General features: G+C 29.8%; 27 protein-coding genes, 5 tRNA genes and 2 riboswitches. Of the genes, 1 reads left to right on the top strand and 31 read right to left on the bottom strand.

The window, feature by feature from the left end; translation table 11 throughout:
* Window positions 1–115: 115 nt before the first annotated feature.
* The 11 genes from Tmeso_RS16420 to Tmeso_RS08820 all read right to left on the bottom strand — a co-directional run bounded on the left by Tmeso_RS16420 (window position 116) and on the right by Tmeso_RS08820 (window position 9,180).
* A complete protein-coding gene (locus tag Tmeso_RS16420) occupies window positions 116–289 on the bottom strand; it encodes a hypothetical protein (protein WP_187296285.1) in 174 nt (57 codons plus the stop codon).
* 169 nt (window positions 290–458) lie between these two features.
* A complete protein-coding gene (locus tag Tmeso_RS08775) occupies window positions 459–1,148 on the bottom strand; it encodes a radical SAM protein (RefSeq protein WP_099190293.1) in 690 nt (229 codons plus the stop codon).
* 20 nt (window positions 1,149–1,168) lie between these two features.
* Window positions 1,169–1,876 (bottom strand): B3/B4 domain-containing protein, encoded by a 708-nt coding sequence (locus Tmeso_RS08780; RefSeq protein WP_099190295.1) that lies wholly within the window; start codon window positions 1,874–1,876, stop codon window positions 1,169–1,171.
* A gap of 39 nt (window positions 1,877–1,915) precedes the next feature.
* Window positions 1,916–2,344, bottom strand: a complete 429-nt coding sequence (locus Tmeso_RS08785; RefSeq protein ID WP_099190297.1) for an EamA family transporter — start codon at window positions 2,342–2,344, stop codon at window positions 1,916–1,918.
* A 238-nt stretch (window positions 2,345–2,582) separates the two neighbouring features.
* Window positions 2,583–2,678, bottom strand: a riboswitch (guanidine-I (ykkC/yxkD leader).
* Window positions 2,679–3,329: 651 nt separating this feature from the next.
* Window positions 3,330–3,638, bottom strand: coding sequence for a heavy-metal-associated domain-containing protein (locus Tmeso_RS08790; protein WP_099190299.1), 309 nt, complete (start codon window positions 3,636–3,638; stop codon window positions 3,330–3,332).
* 42 nt (window positions 3,639–3,680) lie between these two features.
* On the bottom strand, window positions 3,681–5,177 hold the full coding sequence (locus Tmeso_RS08795; RefSeq protein WP_207653840.1) for a TrkH family potassium uptake protein: 1,497 nt from the start codon (window positions 5,175–5,177) through the stop codon (window positions 3,681–3,683).
* Entirely contained in the window at window positions 5,170–5,835 is a 666-nt protein-coding gene (locus Tmeso_RS08800; RefSeq protein WP_099190302.1) for a potassium channel family protein, read from the bottom strand. Before Tmeso_RS08800 ends, Tmeso_RS08795 begins: the two co-directional genes overlap by 8 nt.
* Before the next feature lies 1 nt (window position 5,836).
* Window positions 5,837–6,274 carry a potassium channel family protein gene (locus Tmeso_RS08805; RefSeq protein ID WP_099190304.1) on the bottom strand — a complete coding sequence of 146 codons (438 nt, stop codon included), beginning with the start codon at window positions 6,272–6,274 and terminating at the stop codon, window positions 5,837–5,839.
* On the bottom strand, window positions 6,264–6,947 hold the full coding sequence (locus tag Tmeso_RS08810) for a response regulator (RefSeq protein ID WP_099190306.1): 684 nt from the start codon (window positions 6,945–6,947) through the stop codon (window positions 6,264–6,266). The genes Tmeso_RS08805 and Tmeso_RS08810 overlap by 11 nt, the downstream gene beginning before the upstream one ends.
* Window positions 6,940–7,320 (bottom strand): response regulator transcription factor, encoded by a 381-nt coding sequence (locus tag Tmeso_RS08815; protein WP_099190308.1) that lies wholly within the window; start codon window positions 7,318–7,320, stop codon window positions 6,940–6,942. Before Tmeso_RS08815 ends, Tmeso_RS08810 begins: the two co-directional genes overlap by 8 nt.
* 6 nt (window positions 7,321–7,326) lie before the next feature.
* Window positions 7,327–9,180, bottom strand: a complete 1,854-nt coding sequence (locus Tmeso_RS08820; RefSeq protein WP_099190310.1) for an ATP-binding protein — start codon at window positions 9,178–9,180, stop codon at window positions 7,327–7,329.
* Between the two features lie 72 nt (window positions 9,181–9,252).
* Window positions 9,253–9,382, bottom strand: a riboswitch (cyclic di-AMP (ydaO/yuaA leader).
* A 509-nt stretch (window positions 9,383–9,891) separates the two neighbouring features.
* On the opposite strand from Tmeso_RS08820, the gene Tmeso_RS17125 reads away from it, so the two are divergent.
* Window positions 9,892–10,074, top strand: coding sequence for a magnesium transporter CorA family protein (locus Tmeso_RS17125; protein WP_408646055.1), 183 nt, complete (start codon window positions 9,892–9,894; stop codon window positions 10,072–10,074).
* Here Tmeso_RS17125 and Tmeso_RS08830 read toward each other — a convergent pair.
* The 20 genes from Tmeso_RS08830 to Tmeso_RS08925 all read right to left on the bottom strand — a co-directional run bounded on the left by Tmeso_RS08830 (window position 10,071) and on the right by Tmeso_RS08925 (window position 25,991).
* A complete protein-coding gene (locus tag Tmeso_RS08830; RefSeq protein ID WP_099190314.1) occupies window positions 10,071–11,015 on the bottom strand; it encodes a magnesium transporter CorA family protein in 945 nt (314 codons plus the stop codon). The genes Tmeso_RS17125 and Tmeso_RS08830 overlap by 4 nt on opposite strands.
* A gap of 261 nt (window positions 11,016–11,276) precedes the next feature.
* Complete coding sequence (locus tag Tmeso_RS08835) at window positions 11,277–11,519, bottom strand: hypothetical protein (RefSeq protein ID WP_099190316.1); 243 nt, start codon at window positions 11,517–11,519, stop codon at window positions 11,277–11,279.
* A gap of 246 nt (window positions 11,520–11,765) precedes the next feature.
* Window positions 11,766–13,592, bottom strand: a complete 1,827-nt coding sequence (glmS, locus tag Tmeso_RS08840) for a glutamine--fructose-6-phosphate transaminase (isomerizing) (RefSeq protein ID WP_099190318.1) — start codon at window positions 13,590–13,592, stop codon at window positions 11,766–11,768.
* Between the two features lie 269 nt (window positions 13,593–13,861).
* The gene (glmM, locus tag Tmeso_RS08845) at window positions 13,862–15,208 is read right to left on the bottom strand and encodes a phosphoglucosamine mutase (RefSeq protein WP_099190320.1); all 1,347 of its coding nucleotides are present in this window, start codon (window positions 15,206–15,208) and stop codon (window positions 13,862–13,864) included.
* A gap of 254 nt (window positions 15,209–15,462) precedes the next feature.
* Entirely contained in the window at window positions 15,463–16,302 is an 840-nt protein-coding gene (locus tag Tmeso_RS08850; RefSeq protein ID WP_099190322.1) for a YitT family protein, read from the bottom strand.
* 343 nt (window positions 16,303–16,645) lie between these two features.
* Window positions 16,646–17,188 carry a 2-oxoacid:acceptor oxidoreductase family protein gene (locus tag Tmeso_RS08855; RefSeq protein WP_099190324.1) on the bottom strand — a complete coding sequence of 181 codons (543 nt, stop codon included), beginning with the start codon at window positions 17,186–17,188 and terminating at the stop codon, window positions 16,646–16,648.
* A 1-nt stretch (window position 17,189) separates the two neighbouring features.
* Window positions 17,190–17,936, bottom strand: coding sequence for a thiamine pyrophosphate-dependent enzyme (locus Tmeso_RS08860; RefSeq protein ID WP_099190326.1), 747 nt, complete (start codon window positions 17,934–17,936; stop codon window positions 17,190–17,192).
* Entirely contained in the window at window positions 17,936–18,994 is a 1,059-nt protein-coding gene (locus tag Tmeso_RS08865; RefSeq protein ID WP_099190328.1) for a 3-methyl-2-oxobutanoate dehydrogenase subunit VorB, read from the bottom strand. Before Tmeso_RS08865 ends, Tmeso_RS08860 begins: the two co-directional genes overlap by 1 nt.
* Before the next feature lie 29 nt (window positions 18,995–19,023).
* The gene (locus Tmeso_RS08870; protein ID WP_099190330.1) at window positions 19,024–19,239 is read right to left on the bottom strand and encodes a 4Fe-4S dicluster domain-containing protein; all 216 of its coding nucleotides are present in this window, start codon (window positions 19,237–19,239) and stop codon (window positions 19,024–19,026) included.
* 92 nt (window positions 19,240–19,331) lie between these two features.
* Window positions 19,332–20,009 (bottom strand): ATP-binding protein, encoded by a 678-nt coding sequence (locus Tmeso_RS08875; RefSeq protein WP_099190331.1) that lies wholly within the window; start codon window positions 20,007–20,009, stop codon window positions 19,332–19,334.
* Window positions 20,010–20,021: 12 nt separating this feature from the next.
* Window positions 20,022–21,095, bottom strand: a complete 1,074-nt coding sequence (buk, locus tag Tmeso_RS08880) for a butyrate kinase (RefSeq protein WP_099190347.1) — start codon at window positions 21,093–21,095, stop codon at window positions 20,022–20,024.
* Between the two features lie 55 nt (window positions 21,096–21,150).
* Window positions 21,151–22,056 (bottom strand): phosphate butyryltransferase, encoded by a 906-nt coding sequence (gene ptb, locus Tmeso_RS08885; RefSeq protein ID WP_099190333.1) that lies wholly within the window; start codon window positions 22,054–22,056, stop codon window positions 21,151–21,153.
* Complete coding sequence (gene buk, locus Tmeso_RS08890) at window positions 22,056–23,141, bottom strand: butyrate kinase (protein WP_242967899.1); 1,086 nt, start codon at window positions 23,139–23,141, stop codon at window positions 22,056–22,058. The genes ptb and buk (Tmeso_RS08890) overlap by 1 nt, the downstream gene beginning before the upstream one ends.
* 115 nt (window positions 23,142–23,256) lie before the next feature.
* Window positions 23,257–24,453: a CdaR family protein gene (locus tag Tmeso_RS08895; protein ID WP_099190337.1), complete on the bottom strand. Its 1,197-nt coding sequence runs from the start codon at window positions 24,451–24,453 to the stop codon at window positions 23,257–23,259.
* Complete coding sequence (gene cdaA, locus Tmeso_RS08900) at window positions 24,450–25,268, bottom strand: diadenylate cyclase CdaA (protein WP_278281424.1); 819 nt, start codon at window positions 25,266–25,268, stop codon at window positions 24,450–24,452. The genes Tmeso_RS08895 and cdaA overlap by 4 nt, the downstream gene beginning before the upstream one ends.
* A 240-nt stretch (window positions 25,269–25,508) precedes the next feature.
* Window positions 25,509–25,585: transfer RNA gene (locus Tmeso_RS08905), tRNA-Arg, on the bottom strand.
* Window positions 25,586–25,594: 9 nt separating this feature from the next.
* A tRNA-Gly gene (locus Tmeso_RS08910) sits at window positions 25,595–25,669 on the bottom strand.
* A 13-nt stretch (window positions 25,670–25,682) separates the two neighbouring features.
* A tRNA-Leu gene (locus tag Tmeso_RS08915) sits at window positions 25,683–25,766 on the bottom strand.
* A 5-nt stretch (window positions 25,767–25,771) separates the two neighbouring features.
* Window positions 25,772–25,846 (bottom strand) — tRNA-Thr (locus tag Tmeso_RS08920).
* 68 nt (window positions 25,847–25,914) lie between these two features.
* Window positions 25,915–25,991 (bottom strand) — tRNA-Asp (locus tag Tmeso_RS08925).
* Between the last annotated feature and the right edge of the window lie 43 nt (window positions 25,992–26,034).

Here is a 26,034-nt window from a genome sequence, read left to right on the forward strand (position 1 = left end):
TCTATAGTTTCAGTAATCTTTGAAATGCTTGTAAAGCTACTTCTATCCCGTTAGCTATTTTTAATATTCCTTGTTTCGGTTCTATTCTAAATTACTAAAAATTATCTATATACTATTATAAATTAAGTTCCTTTTTGACATGGTATAGAGCTTGGTCTAAGTCCTTAATGATTTCTTCTACTTCTTCAATACCAACCGCTTCACGCTCTTCGCTAGTCATTGAAGCATAACTCATTGATGGTGAGTTCTGAATTGCTCTTGCATTGAATAATAAATCTTTTTTGTTCATTACTAATCTCCTCCTACTTGATATTAAAAACTTGACCTTGAATCAATACAAATCATTTCAAAATCAATTAAAAAATCACTTAAAGATCACTATAGCAACAATTAATAGAAAAAAGCATTACTGTCTTTTGGGTTGGCTTACAATATAAGAATACTATATATTAGCATTACTAAATATTTAGTAATTCATTTGAAATCTGCTCAAATCTTTCATCAGTTATACCAAGTTTTTTCTTAAATGGTTCATCCTCCATTCTTGTAATAATTATCTTATTAGGAGATATTTCCTTAATAATATTTTTTGTTTTCTGAATTGATTCTTCATCATCGTTATAGCCTTTAATAACAGTAATTTCAAGTATAAATTTACCTTTGTATTGATTATTAAAAGAAACCATATTTGAAATATGTTCTTCCATTGTATATCCGTTAATTGGTCTTTGAATTTTTTGAAATTGTTCTTCAGATGCTACTTTTATTTCACCAATGACTTCATCACACATATTGGCAATTTTTATATATTTATCCCTACCGAATAGGTATCCGTTTGAAAGTAATCTTACAGTTAATCCCTTACCTTTAATTAAATTAATAACATTAACAATTTTATCATTTACTAAAGCCTCTCCTTTAGAGTTAATAAAAACTAAGTCTACATTACTATTTTCTAAGATACTTTCTAGCTCTCTTAATGAATTCTCCATTCCATCAAAGGACTGTGGAGTATCTATCTTATTGTTTGATCTTCCAATTGGGCAGAATATACAATCGAAGTTACAATATTTCTCTGGCAAAATATTAACTTCAAGTACCCTTAGTCCATCCTCTAAATAAACATCTTTGTAATCGAAAATACTCATTTTCATACCTCCAAATTAAATTAGTCAATTGATATTTTCTTATTATTAATATCCAAAATTGAAATTTGAGTTGTTCCTCCTAAATCGTTTTGTACTGTTTTTGCCAGTTCTTTTAAAGCATTCTCAAACTCTTTTAATCTTTTTTCATCAATCAATTCAATACATAAAAAAGCGTTATTTGTATTTTCAGTAAGCATTGTTCTTACTGCTTCACGCCAATTCCAACACCTGCAAATTGCTCCTTCATTATCTTTATATACTATTTCACCTTCATATGGTTGTGCATTTTCATCTGTCCCTAATGTAACAAAATTTTCATTTCCAACTGCCTTAGTCAATCTTATATCTCCAACAAATGTATCGATATCCTCACCACCGCAGGGCAATCCATATCTTAATGAAATAGAGTTATAAATATCAACTAGAGGATTAATAGTTCCTAAATGGTTTCCATTATACACTCGCTTTAGTAATGCCTCGATGGATGCCCTTGCACCTTTCTTTGTTTTAAATTTTTTGAATGCATCTCTCCATACTTTTATAACTTCGTTACTACTGAACTCTGCATTTTTCAAATATTTTAAGGCTTCTTTTTCTGAATTATAAATCATATCCTTATATCTGTCTTTATCTTTTATGGAGTTATCGATTCCGTGGCAAAGAATAACTCCAATCTTTGTATTAGGGAATAAATCCCAAAAATCATCCTCAATTACAAAATTTTTCATTAAATTACCTCCTCAATATTATAATAACTTTTGTAACTATTATCTTCTGGAAACAAGAAATAAGCCTGTTATACATAATAAAAAACCTGAAATATTGATAATAGAAAGCTTTTCTTTATAAAACAAAACTCCTACAGGAATAAGTAAAAGTGCTACCAAAGTATTTGCTAAAAAACCAGCTATACTTATATTCCAACCGGCTCTATAAGCCAGTAAAAAGCCTAATTCCAAACCTACTACGGCAAATCCTAATAGAATACTTGCCCAATTTACAACTTTAATAGATTCTATAAGGTTTGCCCCAGGAGCAAAGATAAAGAAAACTGTAATAGATACAATCAATGCACAAGTATAAGTAACAATTAATGCAGCGATAGGGTTTAAATTTGATGGTGTTGATTTTTGAAATAAATGATAACATGAATTAGATAGAACTGCTAACAAAATTGAGAAATACTCCAATTTCACAAATATCACTCCTAACTACTTTATTTTTGAACGATTGGGAAATTCCTCAATCGTTAATCTGCTTAACTTTTAAAATTTAAATTCTCAGAATATTTACAGAAAAATGATAGTGAATTGTTTTTTATATTATTCATTAAATTATTATTGGCTATTTATTCATAAAATATTGGATTTTATTTCTGAAGAATTGCGATAGAAAACAAAAATAAAAAAAAACCTAAAGAAATATTATAAAAATATCTCCCAGGCTTTTATCCTTCCGTGTACACAATTAAATGTGCGTTTTCTCTCGGACCAGCCAGTCACAGACTGCGGAACCCTAGAAAACTATTTAACTATTCAGTTATTTATAAGTTGCAACTTACATTTTTATATTAGCATAATAAATTTATTAAGTCAACTTAGTCTTTTTCTGTTGCTTGAAAATTCATAAATATATATATTTTGCATCAACTATATTTCAATAATACGTATAAATATGAAGATATACTATAACGCACCGTGAAATGAGTGTGATTGCACTTTACTGTAATCCACATATTTATATATGGCGAATACCTTTAAATTAGGCTTAATACCAGCATCCCTATTCGTTTGCTGGTACTACTTCTATCAGAACATATAACGCCTAAAGATATTAACTTTCTAGCATCATTACCTAGTTATTCAACAGTACTTATACAAGGTAGAAGAAAAAAAAATAAACGATAAAGAATAGCTTCTTTACTCTATATGAAAATCCTAATGTAGATTTTTTAAAAAGGTTTAATCAAAATACTACTTAAAAACATTGATTCTTCGTAAAAATAAGAACTCCATTTTGAAAAAAAGTTTAATCAAAATTGAGTTCTTTATTATTTTAGTAATATTTATTTTTATAAAAAAGTTTGATAATTTTTGTAGGTCTTAAGTTTAAAATTAAACTTGAATTAATATAAGGCTTTCAACTAGTACTCTTTAAGTATATCCTTAAAGATATACTTACTTATAAAAAATAACTCACCATATAATATAAGAAATATATAGATATAATAATTGTAAATACATAAGATATATTTGTTTTTCTTTTTACTTTTTCTTCACTACCTTTTACAGTGTATCCTCTCGATTCTATAGTTTGAATTATATTCCCTATTTTATTTATTTTGTTATTGTGAATAAATGTAACATGAGAACCTAAAAAATTTGCTTTTATATTCTTTACCCCATCTATTTCTAATAATGCTTTTTCTATCTTTGTTTCACAATTTAAACATGTCATTCCTTCTATATAAAAAAAACTTCTAACCCACATATCATCCTCCTTAATTCAAGTTCTTTATATAATGCAATCAATTCAATTTTTTAATTTATGTTTGCAAGCAAATTTTATATCCCTAAATAATTTTATACCTGCAAAAAATAATACAAAAAACTCTAATCTTCCAAACATCATTCCAATAATTTGACTCCACAGTACCATACCCGGAGCATCTGGTGAAGTTATCCCTATAGATAAGCCCACTGTACTTAGACTAGATGCAAACTCAAACATAGAGTCTTTAAGTGGATAACCATGATATATTAATATAATTACACCTAATACATATATAATTAGATATATTACTGTAAAATTAGATACTTCTAGTATATGATCTTTTGTCACATAGTATCTTCCATCTGGTCTATTTATGAAATTTTCTTTTATTGAATTTTTAGGGGAAACATACTTTTTTATGTCCCAAATCAAAGATTTTATCAGTAAATAAACCCTATATAATTTTAAACCTCCTGCTGTAGACCCTGCTCCTCCACCTATAATCATTACCAAAATCATTATGAATATAGCAAAGTTATCCCAATTAGTGTAAGGTACAGTGGAAAAACCTGTAGTAGAAATAGCAGATATAATCTCAAAAGCACCTATACGAATACTCCTACTTACACTTCCAAATAATTTTATTAAGGATAAAAAAGATACAACAGGTATAGTTATTGACATTAAAAAGAACATAAACTTTGTTTCTCCTATTTTAAAAAACCGTTTTATATCTCCTTTTAAAAGGACAAAATGTGCTGCGAAGTTTATTGTACCTAGTAACATTAGTATAATAGTTATTAGCTCTATTGCTAAACTATTATATTCTCCTATACTCCCAGCTTTTGTTGAAAATCCTCCTGTAGATAGAGCTGCAATAGCATGATTGATAGCATCAAACACAGGCATTCCAGCTAACACATACAAAATAATGCCTGCTACTATATATCCACAATATATGCTCATTATAAGTTTTGTGGATTTTACAACATGTGGAAGAAGCTTATCTGATCTTCCTTCTGCATTATAAAGACTTAATCCATGAGGCCCAATTATTGATGATAGCATAACTACAGCAATTCCTGCCCCTCCAAAAAATTGCATAATACTTCTCCAAAATAAAAATAAATTAGAAGTTTTTGTTACATCCACAACAGATAATCCCGTTGTAGTCCATCCGCTAACAACCTCAAAAATAGCTTGTGTAAAATTAAGTTGATTAGAAAGTATAAAAGGTATAGCAGAAAACAAAATTGCAATAATCCAGCATAATACAACTATAATCCCTCCTTCTGGAAGGGTTAAAGTTGTCTGCTTTTTGCTTTTATTTAAATTTTTCATCATATACCCAAGTATAGTTGCTGCAATTGATGGTATAATAAAATATATAGATTGATATAGTTCATTTACATATATAGGAAGTATCAATAATGGAAGTAATAATGAAAAGCCTATCCCAATTGTTACTATCCCAGTATACTTCATTATAATACTATATCTTTCTCTCAAATAATTTAGTTGCATAATTTTAATCAACCTTCCCTCTTACTACTTTTAAAGCCTCAGATTGGGCTTTTGCTAAAGATAGAACAATTAGCTTATCTCCCTTTTCTATTGTTGTATCTCCTCTAGGTATAACAGCTTCTTCTTTTCTAATTATACATCCAACTAAAGAGTCTTTTGGAAAATCTATATCCATAAATCGTTTATTTATAATTGGATAATTTTCATAAACTTCAATCTCCATAATAGCTAATTTACCTTCTTCTATTGGCAAAATATTTAATATTTCTTCACTGGCTACTTTTTGCTCTATAAGAGATGATATTATATTAGCTGTACTAATTACTGTATTTACTCCTAATTGTTTAAAAATATCTATATTCTCAGGGTCATTCACTATAGCAAATGTTTTTTTAACTTTATATATTTTTTCTGCAATTTGACATACTACTAAATTATCTGGATCCTTACGTGTTAAAGCTATTACTATATCACAATAATGTATACCTGCATCTTCTAGTATATATGGTCTTGTGCCTTCTCCATTAATAATTGTAGCTTTATGCATTCTTGCTAGTTTTTTACAATATTCTTTTTCTTCATTTATAATTGTTACACTATATCCTTTTGATATAAATGATTTAGTAAGAAAATGTACTACTTTTCCTCCACCCACTATAATAATATTCATTTTAGTCCTCCAATTCATTTTCAACAATTGTATTTTTTAATTCCAAAGCAGAAAGCATTGTTGGACAAACAGTTTCTATACCTAGCTCTTCATAAATACTTTGTTTAGATGGTTCAAATAATCTAGCGATTACTTTTGGAACTTTATATATTATCTTTGCAATTTGTGCTATCATAATATTTGTGTTATCGTCATTTGTTACCGTAACAACTACATCTGCTTTATCTATCTTTGCTTCTAAAAGTGTATCTTTTTCTATTGCATCTGCTTCAATCGTAAATCCACTAAAACTATCTTTCAATCTTTCAAAAGATTTTTGATCTCTATCTATAACCACTACACTTTTACCTTTTTTAGATAACAATGTAGCTAAATGAGATCCTAACCTTCCACACCCTATAATAATTATATACTCATTTTTCTTTTTTCTATATGTCATCTGATTCATCCCCTAAATTTATTCCAAATTTTGTATATTTGTAAGCGACTGCCCTTTCTAAATTTTTTTGTGCCGGTTCATAGGATGGATCAAATATAAGAGCAGCTCTATAATAATTTTTAGCTTCTTTGATTTCATTTTTAGATTCTGCAAGCACACCTAGAAGATTATATATTTCTGCTGATTGAATTTCTTTAAGTAATGCTTTCTTTAGAAAGCTTTCAGCCTTATTATAATGTTCTTCAACAATGCATTTTTTTGAATATCCCACTATATCTTTTAATGTCTCTAAATTATTCTCATTTAAATTTTCTCTATTTAATACATCTTTTACTAAAATTCTTATTTCCTCAGGAGTAAAAGGTTTACCAATAAAATCTACTGCACCCAATTTCATCGCTTCTACCGCTTTTTCTACCGTTCCATATGCTGTCATAATAATTACATCCACTTTATTTTGTTGCTGTCTTACTTTTTGAAGAACCTGCATTCCTGTAAGTCCTGGCATTTGTATGTCTAATAAAACCAAATCAAATTTTTCACTTTGAATTTTGTCTAAACCTTCCTCTCCATTTATTGCAATACTTATATCATAATTTTCTTCTTGTAAACAGTATTTCAGCGTCGTTCTAATATTTTTTTCATCATCCACTATTAATATTTTTTTATTCATTTCCTTCATCCTCCTCAATATATTTATGAATACTATTTTGTATTTCTTGATAAGTAAAAGGTTTAACTATATAATCATCTCCACCAACCTTAAACGCTCTCTTTATATCTTCTTCCTGTGTTTTAGCACTTATGAATATAACAGGTATATTTTTTGTGTTTATATCTTCTTTTAAGGCTTCACATACTAGATATCCATTTAATTTAGGTAATACTATATCCAAAAAAATAATATCAGGTATATGTTCTTGTGCCATATTAACAGCTTCAATCCCATCCATAGCTGTTAATACCTGAAATTTTTCTTTTATAAGCAACATCTTTAAAGATAAAATTATATTTTTTTCATCATCTACTATTAATATTTTTTTCATTTGTTATCATTGCCTTTCTAGATTAAGCGTGAAATAAAAAACACTACCTTCTCTTAGTTTGCTTTTAACCCATATGTCTCCACCGTGAGCGTTAATTATTTCTTTACTTATAGCTAACCCTAAGCCTGTAGACCCTTTGATTTCGTCATCCTCGTTTTTTACTTGTATAAATTTTTCAAAAATCTTCTGTTGGTACTCTTCTGGTATTCCTTTTCCATTATCTTGCACAGACACAAGTATTTTATTTCCTGTTTCTTTTGCATTTATTTCTATCTTTCCGTTACCATCTCTAGAAGTGTATCTCAATGCATTTCCTATAAGATTTGTTAATACCCATGATATTTTATTAAAATCAGCTTTTACTTTATTTAAGTTATCTTCTACCTCTATTTTAAGAGTAATATTTTTATTCCTAGCTGTGATATCAAATGGTTTCACAGCATACTCCAATATACTTTTGATATTACATACCTGAAAATCCATATCTATTTTTCCTGACTCTATCTTAGACAAATCTAAAAGATCACTTACTAAATTTTTCAGTCTATCACCATCTTCTTTTATTGCTCTTAAAAGTTCTTTTTGATCTTCATTTATATAACCTGCAATTTCATCCAATAAAATACCTGAAGCCATAATTATAGAAGTTAATGGGGTTCTAAATTCATGAGATACAGTTGAAATAAAATCTGATTTCATCTGATCTACTTCTTTTAAATTTGTAATATCTTGCATAAGAGTTACCATTCCTATGTGTTCTTCATTTTTACTAATAATCGGCTCAACGTTAATTCTGTAATGTTTAGATTTTTCGGTAGTTTTTATAGTTGTATCAAAGTAAGTCTTATAATATTGAATATCTGAATTATTTTTTGATTTATTTATTATTTCAAATATACTTTCTTCCTTAATAACTTCTAAAAAATGTCTATTCAATGCATCTTTCTCTCTTATATCTAGAGCTTTTTCAGCTGCTTTATTAACAAGTAGGATTCTATTTTCTTCATCAGTAACAATAATACCGTCATTTATACTTTCAACAATAGCATCTGATTTTTGTTTTTCTTTCATCAATTTTAATACATTCAGTTGCTCATAATATTTTAATTTTTCTGTCATAGAATTGAATTCCTGTGACAATTCAGCAATCTCATCATTACCACTTATATCAAGTTGTTTAGAATAATCTCCTTGTGCTATTTTCTTCGTTTTTATTATAAGCTCATATATTGGACTCACTATTTTGTTTGCAAAATAAAATGCTAGAGATAATCCTACTATTATCGTAATAATAGATATAATTAAAGTAGAATATGTAGCTTTTTGGGCTACATTATGTGCTGTATTCTTTCGATCTAACATTGCCTCTTGATTTAAATTCTGTAAGTTTCTACATTCATTTTTTAATGACTCAAAATTTGGTAGAATCTCATTATAATAATATATTCTTGATTCTTTTGGCCCTTTGTTATTATTTATTTGAATTAAGATAGAGAACTTATTAATATAACTTGTATATAATGTATTAATCTTATCTAAAGTAGCTTCTTCACCTTCTTCTGTTATATTATCTTCTGCCCTAGAAAACCATTTAAAAAAAGATTGTTGATTTTCTAAAAATATATTTTCAGCTTTCTTATCAGTTGTAAACATATAAGTAAGTTCTGCACTATCTTGTCTTTCTAATGAAACAATCATATTCTGCGCAGCGACTACACTTTTATAATTTGCTTGCATAATATCATCTATTGAATTACTTAATCTATCAAAGTTCATAATAGACCATATGCTATTCATAACTATCAATATGAATATAAGTACAAAGATGATTAACAACTTGAATTTAATTCCTTTTTTCATTATTGCACCTTCTTTTTATATTTATAAATACAAAAAATAAAAAACCATAGAGAAAATATGATTTTTTTCATAACTTTCTCTTTCATAGCTTACGAAGTTAGCTGACGGGCTAGGACTGAAAGAGATATCCTTTCCATTTAGGAATTCGCCCCAAAAAATTATGGGTCCTCCGTTTTCTTACGAAACTCAGCATTTGAATTTTTATTTTATCTAGTAATTATATTACTACCCAAAATATTAGTCAACCATCAAAAATTTAGTTTTCTAATATGATTTGATTACATTTATTAATTGGTTTTGGAAGAGTTTTAATTCTATTAGAAGCTATCTCTATTTTACCATATTATTTTTTATATAAAGTTAATACTCTTTATCTATAATTTTTATTGTATTTTCATCTAATTTAGGTATACTTTTCAGAGGTTTATACAAACCTCTTAATAAAATACTTCTTTTTCAAGTATTTTAAAATAACTGAGGTAGCTAAAAGATTTAATGTGGACTGTAATCATATAAAAGTAGCCATTGATGAGGAAGAAAGATCTAGAATTGAAACTGAAAAAAATATACAGTTATTTTAGTTGACGTTCCCCCTAATAGAAAAAGAAGCAGATTCAGAGTTTTATGCTATAGCCCTATGGGTGTGATTTTATTAAAAAATTTCATTATTATAATTTTGCTTCGGTAGTTTCTAATAATTTAAATATATTAATAAAAACTTTAACTTCAGTTACAATAGTAATGGAAGTTCCAACAACGGTAGCTAGTTTTTATAGAATAAACGCTAGTTTACCGCTTCAAAATAATCCTAATGCATTCGTCTTCATAATGAATTTGCCAAGTAATATTATCTTTTGCATTTGCTTATTTTCTAGTAAAGAAAAAATGTTTTAAATCCACTTTTTTCTTTTAAATATAATATAAATAACTAGTGTTATTACGAACATAAAAAACAATGCGAAGGGGTATCCATAAACCCAATTAAGTTCTGGCATGAATTTAAAATTCATACCATATATCCCAGTTATTACTGTAAGGGGAGCAAAAAACAAAGCTATAATCGTTAATTTTGTTGCAATATCATTAGTTTGAATACCTATACTAGAATCATATAAATAAATTAAATTATCAGATATATCTTTTAAATAGAATGTAAAATCTGATAATTTATTTATACGTGTATCTATACTTTTAAAAAATCTTAAATTATTCTTTTGAATAAATTTATTTTCATTAACTAAAAACTGATCTCCAATGTAAAGAAGAGGACGGATATATTTAGCTATTTTATTTATCTGCTCCCTAGTTTTGTTAATTTGTAAAAATTGCTCTTTTTTTATATTAGCTATTATTTCATGTTCTAATTTCAGAATAATATCTTCAAGTTCTTGTAGATTGTAAAAAAGTTGTTTTACAATATAATCAAATATCCAAAAATATATTTTGTTCAATATATCTTCATTAGTTTTTATTGTTTGAATTTTATTATTTACATACTTTTTTATATCACTTACTATTTTTTCATTATTTAATCCTACTAAAATCACATAGTTTTCTCCGATATACAAATTAATTTCTTCTAATTGTATCCTTTTATTTATTATATAGAAATAATTCAAACTGATAAAATCATAATTATCAAAAACTTCAAATCTTATATTCTCATCAATATTGATACAGTCTTGAATAGTTTCTTCATCAAAATTAAAAATACTTTGAATCTTTTTTATTTCATCAGATATACAACTAATAAAATACTTATCCTGCTTATTATCCCAATCTAGGTTTTCTAAATTATCATAAATCATATTTTGTAAAATATTGTGAATATACATCTATCATCCTTCTTTCAAATTAAAATTATAAAACTTTAATTAATATATATAAATTTATTAATTAAATACATTATATTGTACATATATCTAAATTTAACTTTATGTATATTTATCCATTTATAGAATTTGTTTTAATACTCTTATATTGTTTCTAAATTTCCCCTAATTTATTATATATATGTTCTGCTTTTTCTCTTAGCTTGTTTTTATTCAATATGTGTCTCATTCTATTAGAATATCCTTCTATTCTTTGTAAACTACTTATAATATCTCATATACATGAAGTTTTTTTGATAAGTCATATATATTTCTTAAATCCTTTTCTTCATACAATCCATTATTAATCTTATTTTTATCATTTAGGTGTAAAGCCTTTTTTATGACCTCCGAATTAGTAAGATTATAATCATTATCTACCTCAAACTTATCAACAGTTTTTCTAATTAAATTCTCTAATTCATGTTCTGTAACCCTATCAAATATCCCATATAATATTACCTTCACTTCCAGCTTGTCTGAAATCGCTTTTGAATATCCGTTAATAAAGTTCGTTGTCTGACCAGAGGGGGGTTAGAACTTTTAGGATATTCAATAAGTTGTAATACTTAGTTTTATAAAAATATTTACCACATTCACGGTATTTTAATAAGTATTATTTTTCTCTTAACCTCATAAAAATTAACTCCAAAAATAAAAAAAACATGTAATCATATACAAAAATGTATATAATTACATGTTATGATTTATAAATTATTCAACTGTAACAGACTTAGCTAAATTTCTCGGCTTATCTACATCGCAACCTCTCTTAGTGGCAACATGATAAGAAAGTATTTGAAGTGGAACGACAGTTAATATACTAGATAATACATCATCAACCTCTGGTATATATATAACTTTATCTGCTGCCTTTTCTACCTCTTTATTTCCTTCTTTAGCAACAGCTATTACATAAGCCCCTCTTGCCTTAACTTCCTTCATATTAGAAACCATCTTCTCAAATAATCTATCTTGAGTAGCTATAGCTACAACTGGAGTACCTTCCTCTATTAAGGCTATAGGACCATGTTTTAACTCTCCTGCTGGGAAAGCTTCTGCATGAATATAAGATATCTCTTTTAATTTAAGAGCACCCTCCATAGCAAGACAATAATCAAGACCTCTTCCTAAATAAAAAGCATCTTTAGAATCTTTCATTTCATCTGCTACTTTTTCTATTTCATCAGAATTATCTATTATCTTCTGAACCTTATCTGATGTCTCTCCTAACTTATTTATCATATCTTTATATTGTTCCTGAGATATACTTCCCTTCTTGATTGCAAAGTCAAGTGCTATCATATATAAAGAAACAAGTTGAGTCGTATAAGCCTTAGTAGATGCAACAGCTATCTCAGGTCCTGCCCAAGTATAGAATACATCATCAGCTTCTCTTGCTACAGATGATCCTACAACATTTGTTATAGCTAAAATTCTTGCTCCTTTAGACTTAGCTTCCTTAAGAGCTGCTAAAGTATCTGCTGTTTCTCCTGATTGACTTACAACTATTAATAAAGTATTTTCATCAACAAATGGATCTCTATATCTAAACTCTGATGCTATATCAGTTTCTACAGGTATCTTTGCAAATTTCTCTATAGCATGCTTTCCAACAAGACCAGCGTAATACGCCGTTCCACAAGCAACAATATATACCTTATTTATATTATCAAGCTCAGCTTTAGTAAGCTTTATATCATCTAACTTTATATTACCATTTTCATCAAGTCTTCTATTTAAAGTTTCCTTTATTCCATTTGGTTGCTCATTAATTTCTTTTATCATAAAGTGGTCAAATCCGCCTTTCGATGCAGCTTCTATATCCCATTTTACGTTATATATTTCTCTTTTCACTTCTTCTCTATCTTGATTAAATATCTTAACATCATCCTTAGTTAAATGTACAACTTCTCCATTTTCTAAGAAATATACATTTCTTGTATACTTAAGAAGTGCAGGTATATCCGATGCTATAAAGTTTTCATCTTCTCCAATACCTATAACTAATGGACTCTCATTTCTCACTGCTATTAACTCATCTGGATTATCCTTGGATATTACGCCTAGTGCATATGCTCCTCTTAACTTAGCCATAGCCTTGAAAACTGCATCTAATAAATCTCCTTCATAGTAATAATCTACTAAGTGAGCTACAACTTCAGTATCTGTCTCTGATTTAAATACTTTTCCTTCAGATATTAACCACTCTTTTATTTGCATATAGTTCTCTATTATTCCATTATGAACTACAGCTATAGTTGAATCCATATTTAAATGAGGATGAGAGTTAACATCTGATGGTGCTCCATGAGTCGCCCATCTTGTATGCCCTATTCCTATATTAGATATTAAAGGATTTACTTTTAAATCATCTGCCAAAACAGAAAGTCTCCCCTTAAATTTTCTAACTGATAAACTATCTCCTGAGTTTACAGCACAACCTGCTGAATCATAACCTCTGTACTCAAGCTTTGAAAGCCCCTCTATTAATACCTCTGTTGCTTGCCTATTTCCAATATAACCTACGATTCCACACATAATAAATAAACCTCCTTAAAATTTTTAAAAATTTAATATATTTAAGGAGAAAGGTCTTTTTGCTCAAGCTTTTTTTGTACATATAATCACTTATATGTTTTGTTAAGCTCTAACGATGGCAAAATCACCGCAGGGCACCCGCTGATAATCGATACTCCCTGACCTCGTTAACTAAATATAATTTAGTCCTAGCGCTTTTTTGTAAAGTTTCAACTACTTTTTAAAGGAGACTTATATCTTACATATAGCCTCCTTATATTAAACTTTACTTATGATAATTTTGATTCTATAAGTTTAGCAAGTTTACTCGCTAAACTGTGTAACTGACCTTCCTCTTTACCCTCAAGCATAACTCTCACTAATGGTTCAGTACCAGATGGCCTTATTAATACTCTGCCTTCTCCATCTAGTATTTGTTCTATTTTATTAATTTCTTGTATAATTTGTTCGTCTTTTAGATACATATCTTTATTTTCATTTTTTACTTTAGCATTTATTAGTACCTGAGGATACTTAGTCATTATACCACAAATGTCTGATAATGTCTTTTCTTCGCTAGCTAACACATTTGATAAAAATAATGAACTAAGTATTCCATCTCCAGTAGTTATATAATCTAAAAATATCATATGACCTGACTGTTCTCCACCTAGATTATATCCTTCTTTTATCATCTCTTCTAATACATATCTATCTCCTACTTTAGTAGATATAGTATTTATATTGTTCTCCTTTGAAGCTATATGAAGCCCTATATTGCTCATAACTGTAACTACAAGAGTATCTTTTTTTAACTTACCTTGTTCTTTTAAAGACTTAGCACATATAGCAAGTATATAGTCTCCATCAACTATATCTCCTTTTTCATCAACAGCTATCAACCTATCTGCGTCTCCATCGTATGCAAGCCCTATATCTGCCCCATTTTTAACAACTTCTTCCTGAAGAGATCTAGGATGAGTTGATCCACAATTTAAGTTTATGTTACAACCATTAGGATTATTATTAATAGTTATAACCTCAGCTCCAAGTTCTTTGAATACTATAGGTGCTGCTTCATATGCTGCTCCATTAGCGCAATCAAGCACTACTTTTAAATTATTAAAGTCCACATCTATAATTGTTTTTAAATAGTCTATATAATCCCTTACAGCATCATTTTTATCTACTTTAGTACCTATATTTTCGCCTGTAGGATTATACTCTATTTTATTAATATCGTCTATTAATTGTTCTATTTTTATTTCAATACTATCATCTAGCTTATATCCATCTTTATTAAAGAACTTTATTCCATTGTATTCAACAGGGTTATGAGATGCAGATATTACAACACCACAATCTGCATTATAAAGCTTCGTTAAATATGCAACAGCTGGAGTTGGAACTACTCCCACACATACAACATTTGCTCCAACGGACATCATCCCAGCTATTAAAGAAGACTCTAGCATATCTCCTGATATTCTTGTATCTTTTCCTATTACTACCTTTATATTTTTTTTCCCCTTAGCAAGAACATATGCACCTGCTCTTCCTAATTTATATGCAAGATCATTTGTAAGCTCAGTATTAGCAATTCCTCTTACACCATCTGTTCCGAAATATTTTCTCATTAAAAGCCTCCCCATAACTTTTTAGCTCATCCATAATATATTCAAAATTCGTCTAGTTGCTACGCACTGACTCATGTCGCCAACGACCCCTACGGGCTCCGTTGCTCAAAAGTAGTTGTAAATGTAGCTCTTTCATCAATGTTATCCAAAACTTAAGAATCATATAATTCCTTAAGCGTAAAAAAAAATAAGGGTACAAATACCCTTATTATATTATCATATCATATATTAAGTTTTCAATAATAATGTTTTGTTTAAATCATGCTTTCCTTAAATCCTCTTCCCTTTACCTCTTGTGTTTCATTTATAGTTATAAAAGCATTTTTATCGTATTTTTCAACTATTTCTTTAAGTCTAGGTATTTCAACTGGGTTTATTATAGTGTATATAACCTTTTTAGTATCCTTTGAGTAAGCTCCTTCTCCATTTAGAAAAGTTACTCCTCTTCCCAAATCCTTCATGATATCTTTTGATATCTCTTCAGACTTATCAGATATAACCATAGCTGACTTTTTAACATCTAGCATCATTTGTACCTTATCAACAACCTGATATCCTATATACATATTTATAAGTGTATACATAGCCTTTTGTATTCCAAATGTAGCTCCACCTATAGTTACAATAAGTAGATTAGCTCCCATAAGAGCTGTACCTAAATTTATATTCCATTTTTTCTTAGCAAGAGCTGCTATTATATCTGTACCGCCCTGAGATCCTCTATTTCTAAATGTTATTGCCATTCCTATACCATTTAATAATCCACCAAATATACAAGAAAGTATTAAATCATCCACAACAATGTATGAACTTATATTGTTAGTTATACCTATAAAGAATGAATATATCAACATATTCACAAGACTATACACAATAAAGTCTCTATCTAACTTTTTATAAGCTATTAAAAATAGTGGTATGTTTACAAGTAAAACAATCAAACCTATATTTAAGTTGAATATATAGTTAAGTATTATAGCTATTCCTCCTACACCTCCACTTAAAAGGTGATTTGGTGCTAAAAAACCATTAATTGCTACTGCACAAAATAGACTGCCTAATGATAAGCTTAATATCCTAAACAAGGGATACATGTTTTCATCTCCTTAAATTTTATATAATTTCACTTAGATTATACACCCTGATTTTTCATTATACAATCTATTTTGTACTATATGCATGATTTTTTTCTTCAACTTCATATTTTGCAACTTTTGATTCATTCGAATTTTTTATCATATATTATATATCTTTTTAATTATTGAAATTACTTATCTTAAGTTGTTTTGTAAAATTTTAGTTTAAATGTGATTCTTTTATGAAAATTGAAGGATATTTAAAAGTAACATCATATGTTTTCATTAAAAATAGTCAATATATCAATTTCTTCATAAATAAAAAAGATTGCTAATAGAATTAGCAATCTTTTTTTATAAACTACTTAACAGCAGCTGCTCCTCTTTCAAGAGCTGATTTATTAAGTGGTACAAATTTTTCTTTACTTGGTCCGAAAACTTTCTTGAATGCTTCAAGAACAGATTCAACCTCAACAGTTTTAGTAATTTCAAGGTAAGCTCCAAGCATAACCATGTTAGCAACTTTTGCATTACCAAGCTCTAAAGCTATTTCATTAGCTGGAACATAGTAAGTTTCTACATCAGTTCTCTCTACCTTTTGATCTATTAAAGAGCTGTTTACAAGTATTTTTCCACCTTCAACAACATCTTTCTCAAATTTGATAAGAGATGGTAAGTTCATAACTATAGCAGTAGTTGCATCATCAGTTATTATAGGTGATCCAACTGGAGTAGAAGATACTGTAACTGCACAGTTAGCTGTACCTCCACGCATTTCTGGTCCATAAGATGGAAGCCAAGAAACTTCTTTATCTTCAAGCATTCCTGCATAAGTCATTAACATACCCATAGACATAACACCTTGTCCACCGAATCCTGCACATATAATTCTTTCTGTTGCCATATTATTTCGCCTCCTCTGGGTTTCTTAAGTTGCCTAATTGATAATAAGGCATCATATTTTCTTCTAACCACTTAAGAGAATCTACTGGATGTAATCCCCAGTTAGTTGGACAAGTTGATAGTACTTCTACTATACCAAATCCTTTTCCTTCTAATTGTATTTCAAAAGCTCTTTTTATAGCTTTTTTAGCTTTTCTTATGTTTGCTGGGTTGTTAACTGATACTCTCTCTACGAATACTGCTCCGTCTAAAGTAGCTAACATCTCAGACATTCTTATTGGCATACCAGCGTGAGCTACGTCTCTTCCTAAAGGAGCAGTTGTAGCTTTTTGTCCTGGTAAAGTTGTTGGTGCCATTTGTCCACCAGTCATACCATATATAGCATTATTTACGAATATAGTAGTTATTTTCTCTCCTCTTGCAGCAGCATGAACTATTTCAGCAGCACCAATTGAGCAAAGATCTCCATCTCCTTGGTATGTGAAAACTACTTTATCAGGTTGAACTCTCTTGATTCCTGTTGCAACAGCAGGTGCTCTACCATGAGAAGCCTCGTGCATATCACAATTGAAGTAATCATATGCAAGTACTGAACAACCAACTGGAGCAACACCTACAGTTTTTCCTAATACTCCTAATTCATCTAAAACTTCTGCTGTTAATCTGTGGATTATACCATGAGTACATCCAGGACAGTAGTGAGTTTGCTTATCTGTTAAACCTTCAGTTTTTTTGAATACAACTGCCATTATTTCGCACCTCCTATTACTTCCATAGCTTTATCCATAATTTCTCCTGGAGTAGGTATCATTCCACCTGTTCTTCCGAAGAAATCAACTGGTAATCTTCCTTCATTAGCTATTTTAACATCATCTATCATTTGACCTGTACTCATCTCAACTACTAATAAGTTTTTAGCAGCAGGGATTTCATTAAAAGCTTTGTGTGGGAAAGGCCATAAAGTTATTGGTCTTATAAGACCTGCTTTTATTCCTTGAGCTCTTAAATCTTCTACAGTGTTCTTAACTATTCTTGAAGTTGTTCCATAAGCTACAAATACAAGATCTGCATCTTCAGTTTTGTACATTTCGTACTTAACTTCGTTTTTCTCTATTTCTTTGTATTTTCTATCTAATTTAAAGCAGTGATCTTCAAGAGCTTGAGGATCTAGGAATAAAGAGTTTATTATATTTGGCTTTCTTTCTCCATTAGTTCCTGTTGTAGCCCAATCTTTATTAGGTAATTCTCTCTTCTTAGGAGCTTTGAATTCTACTGGCTCCATCATTTGTCCTATCATACCATCAGCAACTACCATAACTGGTGTTCTGTAGTAATCAGCAACTTCGAAAGCTTCCATTACCATATCAACAGCTTCTTGAACTGTAGCTGGTGCATAAACTGGAGTTCTGTAGTCTCCGTTTCCTCCTCCTCTTGTTGACATAAAGTAGTCAGCTTGTGAAGGTTGGATTCCTCCAAGACCAGGGCCACCTCTCATCATGTTTACTATAACAGATGGAAGCTCAGCTCCTGCTAAATATGTAATTCCTTCTTGCTTTAAAGCGATTCCTGGTGAAGAAGAAGATGTCATAACTCTAGCGCCACAACCTGCTCCTCCGTATATCATGTTTATAGCAGATACTTCTGATTCTGCTTGAACAAATACTCCATCTACCTTAGGTAATTCTTTTGACATATATTCTGGTATCTCATTTTGAGGTGTTATTGGATATCCAAAGAAGTATTTACATCCAGCTTCTATAGCTGCTTTACCTACTGCTTCGTTTCCTTTCATTAAAACCTTAGCCATATTCTTTCCCTCCTTAAATTATATATTAATTAGTCTCTCTCTACGCTTATTACTGAATCTGGACACATAAGCGCACAACTTGCACATCCTACACATTTATCCATTTCTTTTACTGTTGCAGGATTGTATCCTTTTTTGTTTATTCTTTCTTTGTCCATAACAACTATTTTAACTGGACAAACTGTTGTGCAAAGTTCGCATCCTTTGCATCTATCTTGGTCAAAATGCACTCTACCTTTAGCCATTTCAAACCCTCCTTAATATATTTTTTAATTGAAAAACAATATATTATAAGTCTTTATAAAGAGAGCTAAAAGCTCTCTTTTAGACTAATAAACTACATCCAAGATTCCCTCATATACATCTTTATAGGGAATATTTCTCCTTCAATACCATCTGGGAGATCTTTTACTATATTTTCAATACAGACTACATACTTTATAGGTATATTAGTTTCCTTAGAAACCTCTTTAACAAGCTCTTGGCCTTTTAATACATCATCTACAGTAGTTTCTCTAACTAAGTGAGTGTTATTTATAAGTCCTGTAACCTTACACTTAGAAGCTTCTTCTATTTTCCTTATATGATCTATAACCTTTGCTGCTGTATCAGACTCTATTCTGTTAGCATTTACAACACAGAACATATCATATTCTTTACCTTCAAGGATATGAGAAAATCTTCCTACAACTTTTGCTCCTGTAAAATCTCCACCTACATCCATTACATAATTGTAACTTTCATCTTGAATAGGCGACATGACTTCTGCTGATACAGCTGGTACATCTACAGCTGCTGCTCTTACAGAAGAGTCTATAGGTCTTATGTTATTTTCAATTAACATTTCTCTTTTTTCTCTTGTCCTAAAGTATACATTTACAATATCAAGGTCAGATATTGCTATATTACCTTCTACTTCTTGTCTTAACTTCATTACATAGTTCATAGAGAATTCAGTTTTACCACTACCATAATGTCCTATTATGATTCTTATTCTCTTATCATCTTTTATCATTATCTCACCTACTTAGTAAGTCTTAGCTTCCTCTTCACCATTAAGAACTCTAAGTCCTCCTTGAGCTAAAGCTGTCATTTCATCTTCGCCAGCATATACAGTAACATCTGATATAAAAGAAACTCTTTCTTTTATCCACTCAACCATCATTTTTGAGTAAGCTATACCACCAGTTAATACTATAGCATCAACCTTACCCTTAAGTACAGTAGAACATGCTCCTATTTCTTTTGCTACTTGGTAAGCCATAGCTTCGTATATAAGCTTAGCTTTTTCATTTCCTTCTTCTATCATGGCTTCAACTTCTCTAGCATCATTAGTTCCTAAGTATGCTACTATTCCACCATTTCCTTTTATCTTTTTCTTTATATCATCTAAAGTGTATTTTCCAGAGAAACACATTTTAGCTAAATCTCCAACTGGAAGACCGCCTGTTCTTTCTGGAGAGAATGGTCCTTCTCCATCAAGTGCATTTGCAACATCTACAACTCTACCATTTTCATGAGCTCCAACAGATACTCCTCCACCAAGATGAGCTACTATTACATTTATTTCTTCATACTTTTTGCCTAATTCATTAGCTACTCTTCTAGCTGTAGCTTTTTGATTTAAAGCATGGAATATACTTTTTCTTTCAAGTTCTGGCATACCAGATATTCTAGCAACATCTTGAAGTTCATCAACAACAACAGGATCTACTATGAATGATGGAACGTCTATTTTTTCAGCTATTTCTTTTGCTATTATTCCACCTAAATTTGATGCATGCTCTCCTAAAACTCCAACTTTTAAGTCTTCTATCATTCCTTCAGAAACTGAATAAGTTCCTCCAGCTATAGGCTTTAAAAGTCCTCCTCTTCCAACTATTGCATCTAAATCTTCTATTTTAACTCCATTTTCACTTACTGCTTCTTCTATTACGCTTCTTCTAAAATCAAGTTGATCTGATATCTTTTCATATTGACCTATTTCTTCAGCAGAATGTCTTAATGTTTTTTCGAATACTAATTCTTCACCTGCATATACAGCAATTTTAGTAGACGTTGAACCCGGGTTTATAGCAAGAATTTTAAACTTTTTACTCATAGACATTATTCTCTCCTTAGTAAATATATTTATTTATATTATTTTTATTTAATAATTACCCATTTTTAGCAGCTGTTAAAACAGCAAGTGCTATTGAGTTTAATTTAGTTTCTTCATTATCCGCTCTTGAAGTTAATATTATAGGCGCTTTAGCACCGACTATAACTCCTGCATTCTTAGATTCTCCAAAGAATACCATAGATTTATAAAGTATATTACCAGCTTCAATATCTGGAGCCAATAGTATATCCGCTTTTCCAGCTACAGGATGGTCTATTCCTTTGTGCTTAGCAGCTTCTACAGATACTGCATTATCAAGAGCAAAAGGCCCTCCAACTATACATCCAGTAAGTTCTCCTCTTTTGTTCATCTCTTCTAATTCTTTTGCATCTACAGTGTCTGGCATCTTAGGGTTAACTTTTTCTTTTGCACAAAGAACCGCTACCTTAGGCTCATTTATATCTAACGCATGCGCTATTTGGCAAGCATTTTCTATTATTAGCTTCTTAGTATTTAAGTCTGGAGCTAAGTTCATAGCTGCATCTGTTACAAAGAATAATCTATCATAAGCCTTTAAATCAAATACTGCAACATGACTTAAAACACTTCCTGTTCTTAGACCTATTTCTTTGTCTAAAACAGCTTTTAATATTATTGACGTATCTACTAGCCCCTTCATAACCATATGAGCTTTTCCACTTGAAACTAATTCTACGGCTTTTCTAGAAGCTAAAGCTAAATCAGCTTCTTCTATTAGCTCATAATTGTTTAAGTCTATATTAATTTCTTGTGCTATTTCTTTAGTTTTTTCCATATCTCCGACAAGTATAGCATTAGCTATTCCTTCTTTTCTAGCCATCTCAACAGCCATTAAAACTTCTTTATCTTGAGAGCAAGCTACAGATATAGTTTTAGGTCCTCTTTCTTTAGCAAATTTGATTACTTCTTGAAAATCTCTCATTAGAATGCCACCTCTTCTTCGTATATTTTAGCTTTTTCTTCATCATTTATAACTCTTAATGCACCTTCATTTAAAGCCATCATTTCATCTTCGCCAGGCTCAACTATCACAGGTGCAATAAAATCTATCATATCTTTTATATAATTTATTAAATACTCAGAGTACGCAAGTCCTCCAGTTATTATTATTGCTTTTACATTTCCGTTTAATACTGTTGCCATAGAGCCTATTTCTTTTGCTATTTGATATCCCATCGCTTCAAATATAAGTTTTGCTTTTTCGTCACCTTCATTTATCTTCCTTGTAACTTCTCTAGCATCATTTGTATTAAGGTATCCTACAAGTCCACCTTTGCCTTTAAGCTTAGATTTAATCTCCTTGTAAGTATATCTTCCTGAAAAACACAATTTGGCTAAATCTCCTACTGGAAGTCCACCTGTTCTTTCTGGAGAAAATGGTCCCATCTCATTTGCATTATTATAATCTACTGATTTTCCTTTTTTTAAAGGAGCAACACTTATTCCTCCTCCAAGGTGAGCTACTACCATATTTATATCTTCAAAGTTTTCCCCAAGTTTTGTTGCAACTCTTCTTCCTACAGCTTTTATATTCAAAGCATGTCCTAAAGATCTTCTATCAATTTCAGGAATCCCAGATATTCTAGCAATTTCCTCAAATTCATCTACTGCGACTGGGTCTACTATAAAGCTTGATATATCTTGCTCATCAGCTATTGATTTTGCTATTATTCCACCTAAATTTGATGCATGTTCGCCTTGAATTCCTAATTTCAAATCATCTACCATCTTAGGCGTAACCTTATATGTACCTCCTGGCATAGGTCTTAACAAACCACCTCTACCAACTACAGCTATAAGGTCTTCACATTTATAGCCTTCTTCCTTTAACCAGCTTATTATAATATCTTTTCTCATTTCAAATTGATCTGCTATTTTATCATATTTTTCTAGTTTTTCTATTGAATGAGTCAGGTTTTTTTGGATAACGTTTTCATTTCCTTTGAATAAAGCCACTTTTGTCGAAGTTGAACCTGGATTAATAACAAGAACATAATTCTTTGACACAGTATCACCCCATAAGAAATTTTTCTCTACGTATATTATGATATATTGAAATAAAAAAAAATGCAATAAGAATTGCAATATCATTTCGCAATTTTTTTACATTTTTTTTAATTAACTATTCACCTATTACAACGTATTCAGGTGAAATTTGTACACTCTCAACTTCAATCGGTATATTGTATTTTATTCTAAATTTTGAAGGATTACCTTCCGGTTCTTTCATATTGATAAATAACTGTACATCTTTTTCATCTATATTTATTCCCTCTTCTTCTATATACGTGACTTTCACATTTATATCATTCGGCAAATTATTTTTTGAAATATCTAAATTGTGTATGTTGTCTTTGTATTCGATTCTTTTTGATGGTATTGTTAAATTTTTACTTATTAATTTAGCAACTTTAAAATTTACATTTACGCTTTTAATATCACTATTTATATTTTGCGGAATGTTTATGTCTAAATTTATATTTTTGTTTTCTTTTAAATTAGATATATCTATTTCTTGTGTATATATTTCCTTTATATTATCTATTTGATTTATTTTTCCAGTTATATTTATAGTTTTTGAACTCAAATCATAACCTAACAATTTATATTCTTCGCCCATTTGACCTTTCAAATTCAAAATCAAAGGTATTTCTTTAGTTTTAGTAAATCCTATATCTACATATGTATACTGATCTTTTACTTTTATATTTTGTACTGCTTTCCCATTCTTATCTACAGGTATAATTTGGACCTTTGAATGGAAATCTTCGCTCTTATTTTTTAAATCTACTTTACATATAAGTCTATCTACCTTTTCAACAAGACTTTTAGGCCCTTCTATAAATGTATTCTTAGGAGAATATGATATATTATCCACTTTCAAATGTTTGTTTGATCCATTTACTATTTCAGCTTTTATATCTTTCTTAGTATAAATGTTTTTTTCTATATTCAAATCTATACTATTAGGCATAATAGTATAACTGATATTGCTCGGTAAATCTAAATCCAACGCTAATTTGTTTTTTCCTATTTTAGGAGATTTTAAATTAGTGTATATATATAAGTCATTTTTCTGAATATCCTTTATTAAGGATCTTCTACCTCTTAGTATTATTTTTGCATTTGAATCAGGTTCTGGATATAATACCATATCATTTTTTTGTAATATATCTATATTATTAATTTTTATAGCTACTTCATCATAGTCTTTTAGTATTATAGGATCTACCTCTGCCATTACATATATCCATATGAAAAAGGCGAAAAATATAGATATTGTTTTTATTTTTAAGTTTCGTTTAAAAATATCTATCATTTGAAAAATACACCTCTTTTAAAAATGCTTTTATTTTCTCCTTGTTTTTTAAAGTTTTGATTTAATATATTTTTTATGTATTCTTTCGATATAGATTTGTATAATTTTCCATTTTCTGCTATAGATATTGTTCCAGTTTCTTCCGATACTATTATGGATATACAATCTGATCTTTCACTTATACCTATACCTGCTCTGTGTCTAGTGCCTAATTCTTTATTTACATATTTACTATCTGTAAGAGGCAAAAAACATCCTGCTGCTCTTACTCGATTATTCTTTATTACTAAAGCTCCATCGTGAAGTGGTGTGTTTGGAATAAATATGTTTATTAAAATTTGTCGTGTTATTTTAGCATCTATAATTGTTCCAGTCTGAATTATATCATTTATCCCAGTTTCCCTTTCCATTATTACTAAAGCTCCTATTTTTTGTCTTGACAAAGAATGTATAGCTTCTATTAGTTCTTCTATTATCTCATCTATATCTTCTTCATCAAATTCACCTATAGGCTTTGATATAAATTTTGTTCTTCCAATATATTCAAGTGCTCGTCTGAGTTCCGGCTGAAATACTATTAGTATAGCTATTACTCCTATTGATATAGTATTTGCTAGTACCCAGTGTACAACATGCAACTGTAAAAGTTCACTTAATTTGGTAGCTACTACAAGTACAAAAATCCCTTTTATTAATTGTTCTGCACTAGTTTCTCTTATTAGCATATACAGTTTATAAAATACATAAGCTACTATACTTATATCTATTATATCTAAAATAGTTATATTCATTATTATATCTTTTATATCCCACAATTTAGTAACCTCCTATAATATTTGTTATTATATATTATTTTACGGATTAATTATTTCATACATTGATAAATATTTCAATAAGCAAACTATATATATTTCATAATATAAGTATAAAGTATTATTTTTGCTTAAAATAAATACTACTTTAGTTTAATAATAATTATTACGAGTAAATCAAAAACTACATATTTTATTATTATAAAAAAAGCTTAACCATATATATGATTAAGCTTTATGAAATGGCGTACCTGCAGGGATTCGAACCCCGGACACGTGGCTTAGAAGGCCACTGCTCTATCCAACTGAGCTACAGATACATATTAAATTGGAGCGGAAAACGAGATTCGAACTCGCGACCCTCGCCTTGGCAAGGCGATGCTCTACCACTGAGCCATTTCCGCTCATATGATATTTTGGTGCGGGTGGAGGGACTTGAACCCCCACGCTGAAAGCGCTAGATCCTAAGTCTAGTGCGTCTGCCAATTCCGCCACACCCGCATGTGTGGAGCTAGTGATAGGAATCGAACCTACAACCTGCTGATTACAAGTCAGCTGCTCTACCGTTGAGCCACACTAGCATATTTGATTTTTGCAAAACAAAAACCCAAAGACATTTTATATCCATGAGCCTATTCTTTAAATTATTTGGCGACCTGGAAGGGACTCGAACCCTCGACCTCCAGCGTGACAGGCTGGCATTCTAACCAACTGAACTACCAGGCCAAATAATTGGTGGGCTCAACAGGGCTCGAACCTGTGACCCCCT

The sequence above is a fragment of the Tepidibacter mesophilus genome (assembly GCF_002724055.1).
Lineage (GTDB): Bacteria > Bacillota > Clostridia > Peptostreptococcales > Peptostreptococcaceae > Tepidibacter_A > Tepidibacter_A mesophilus.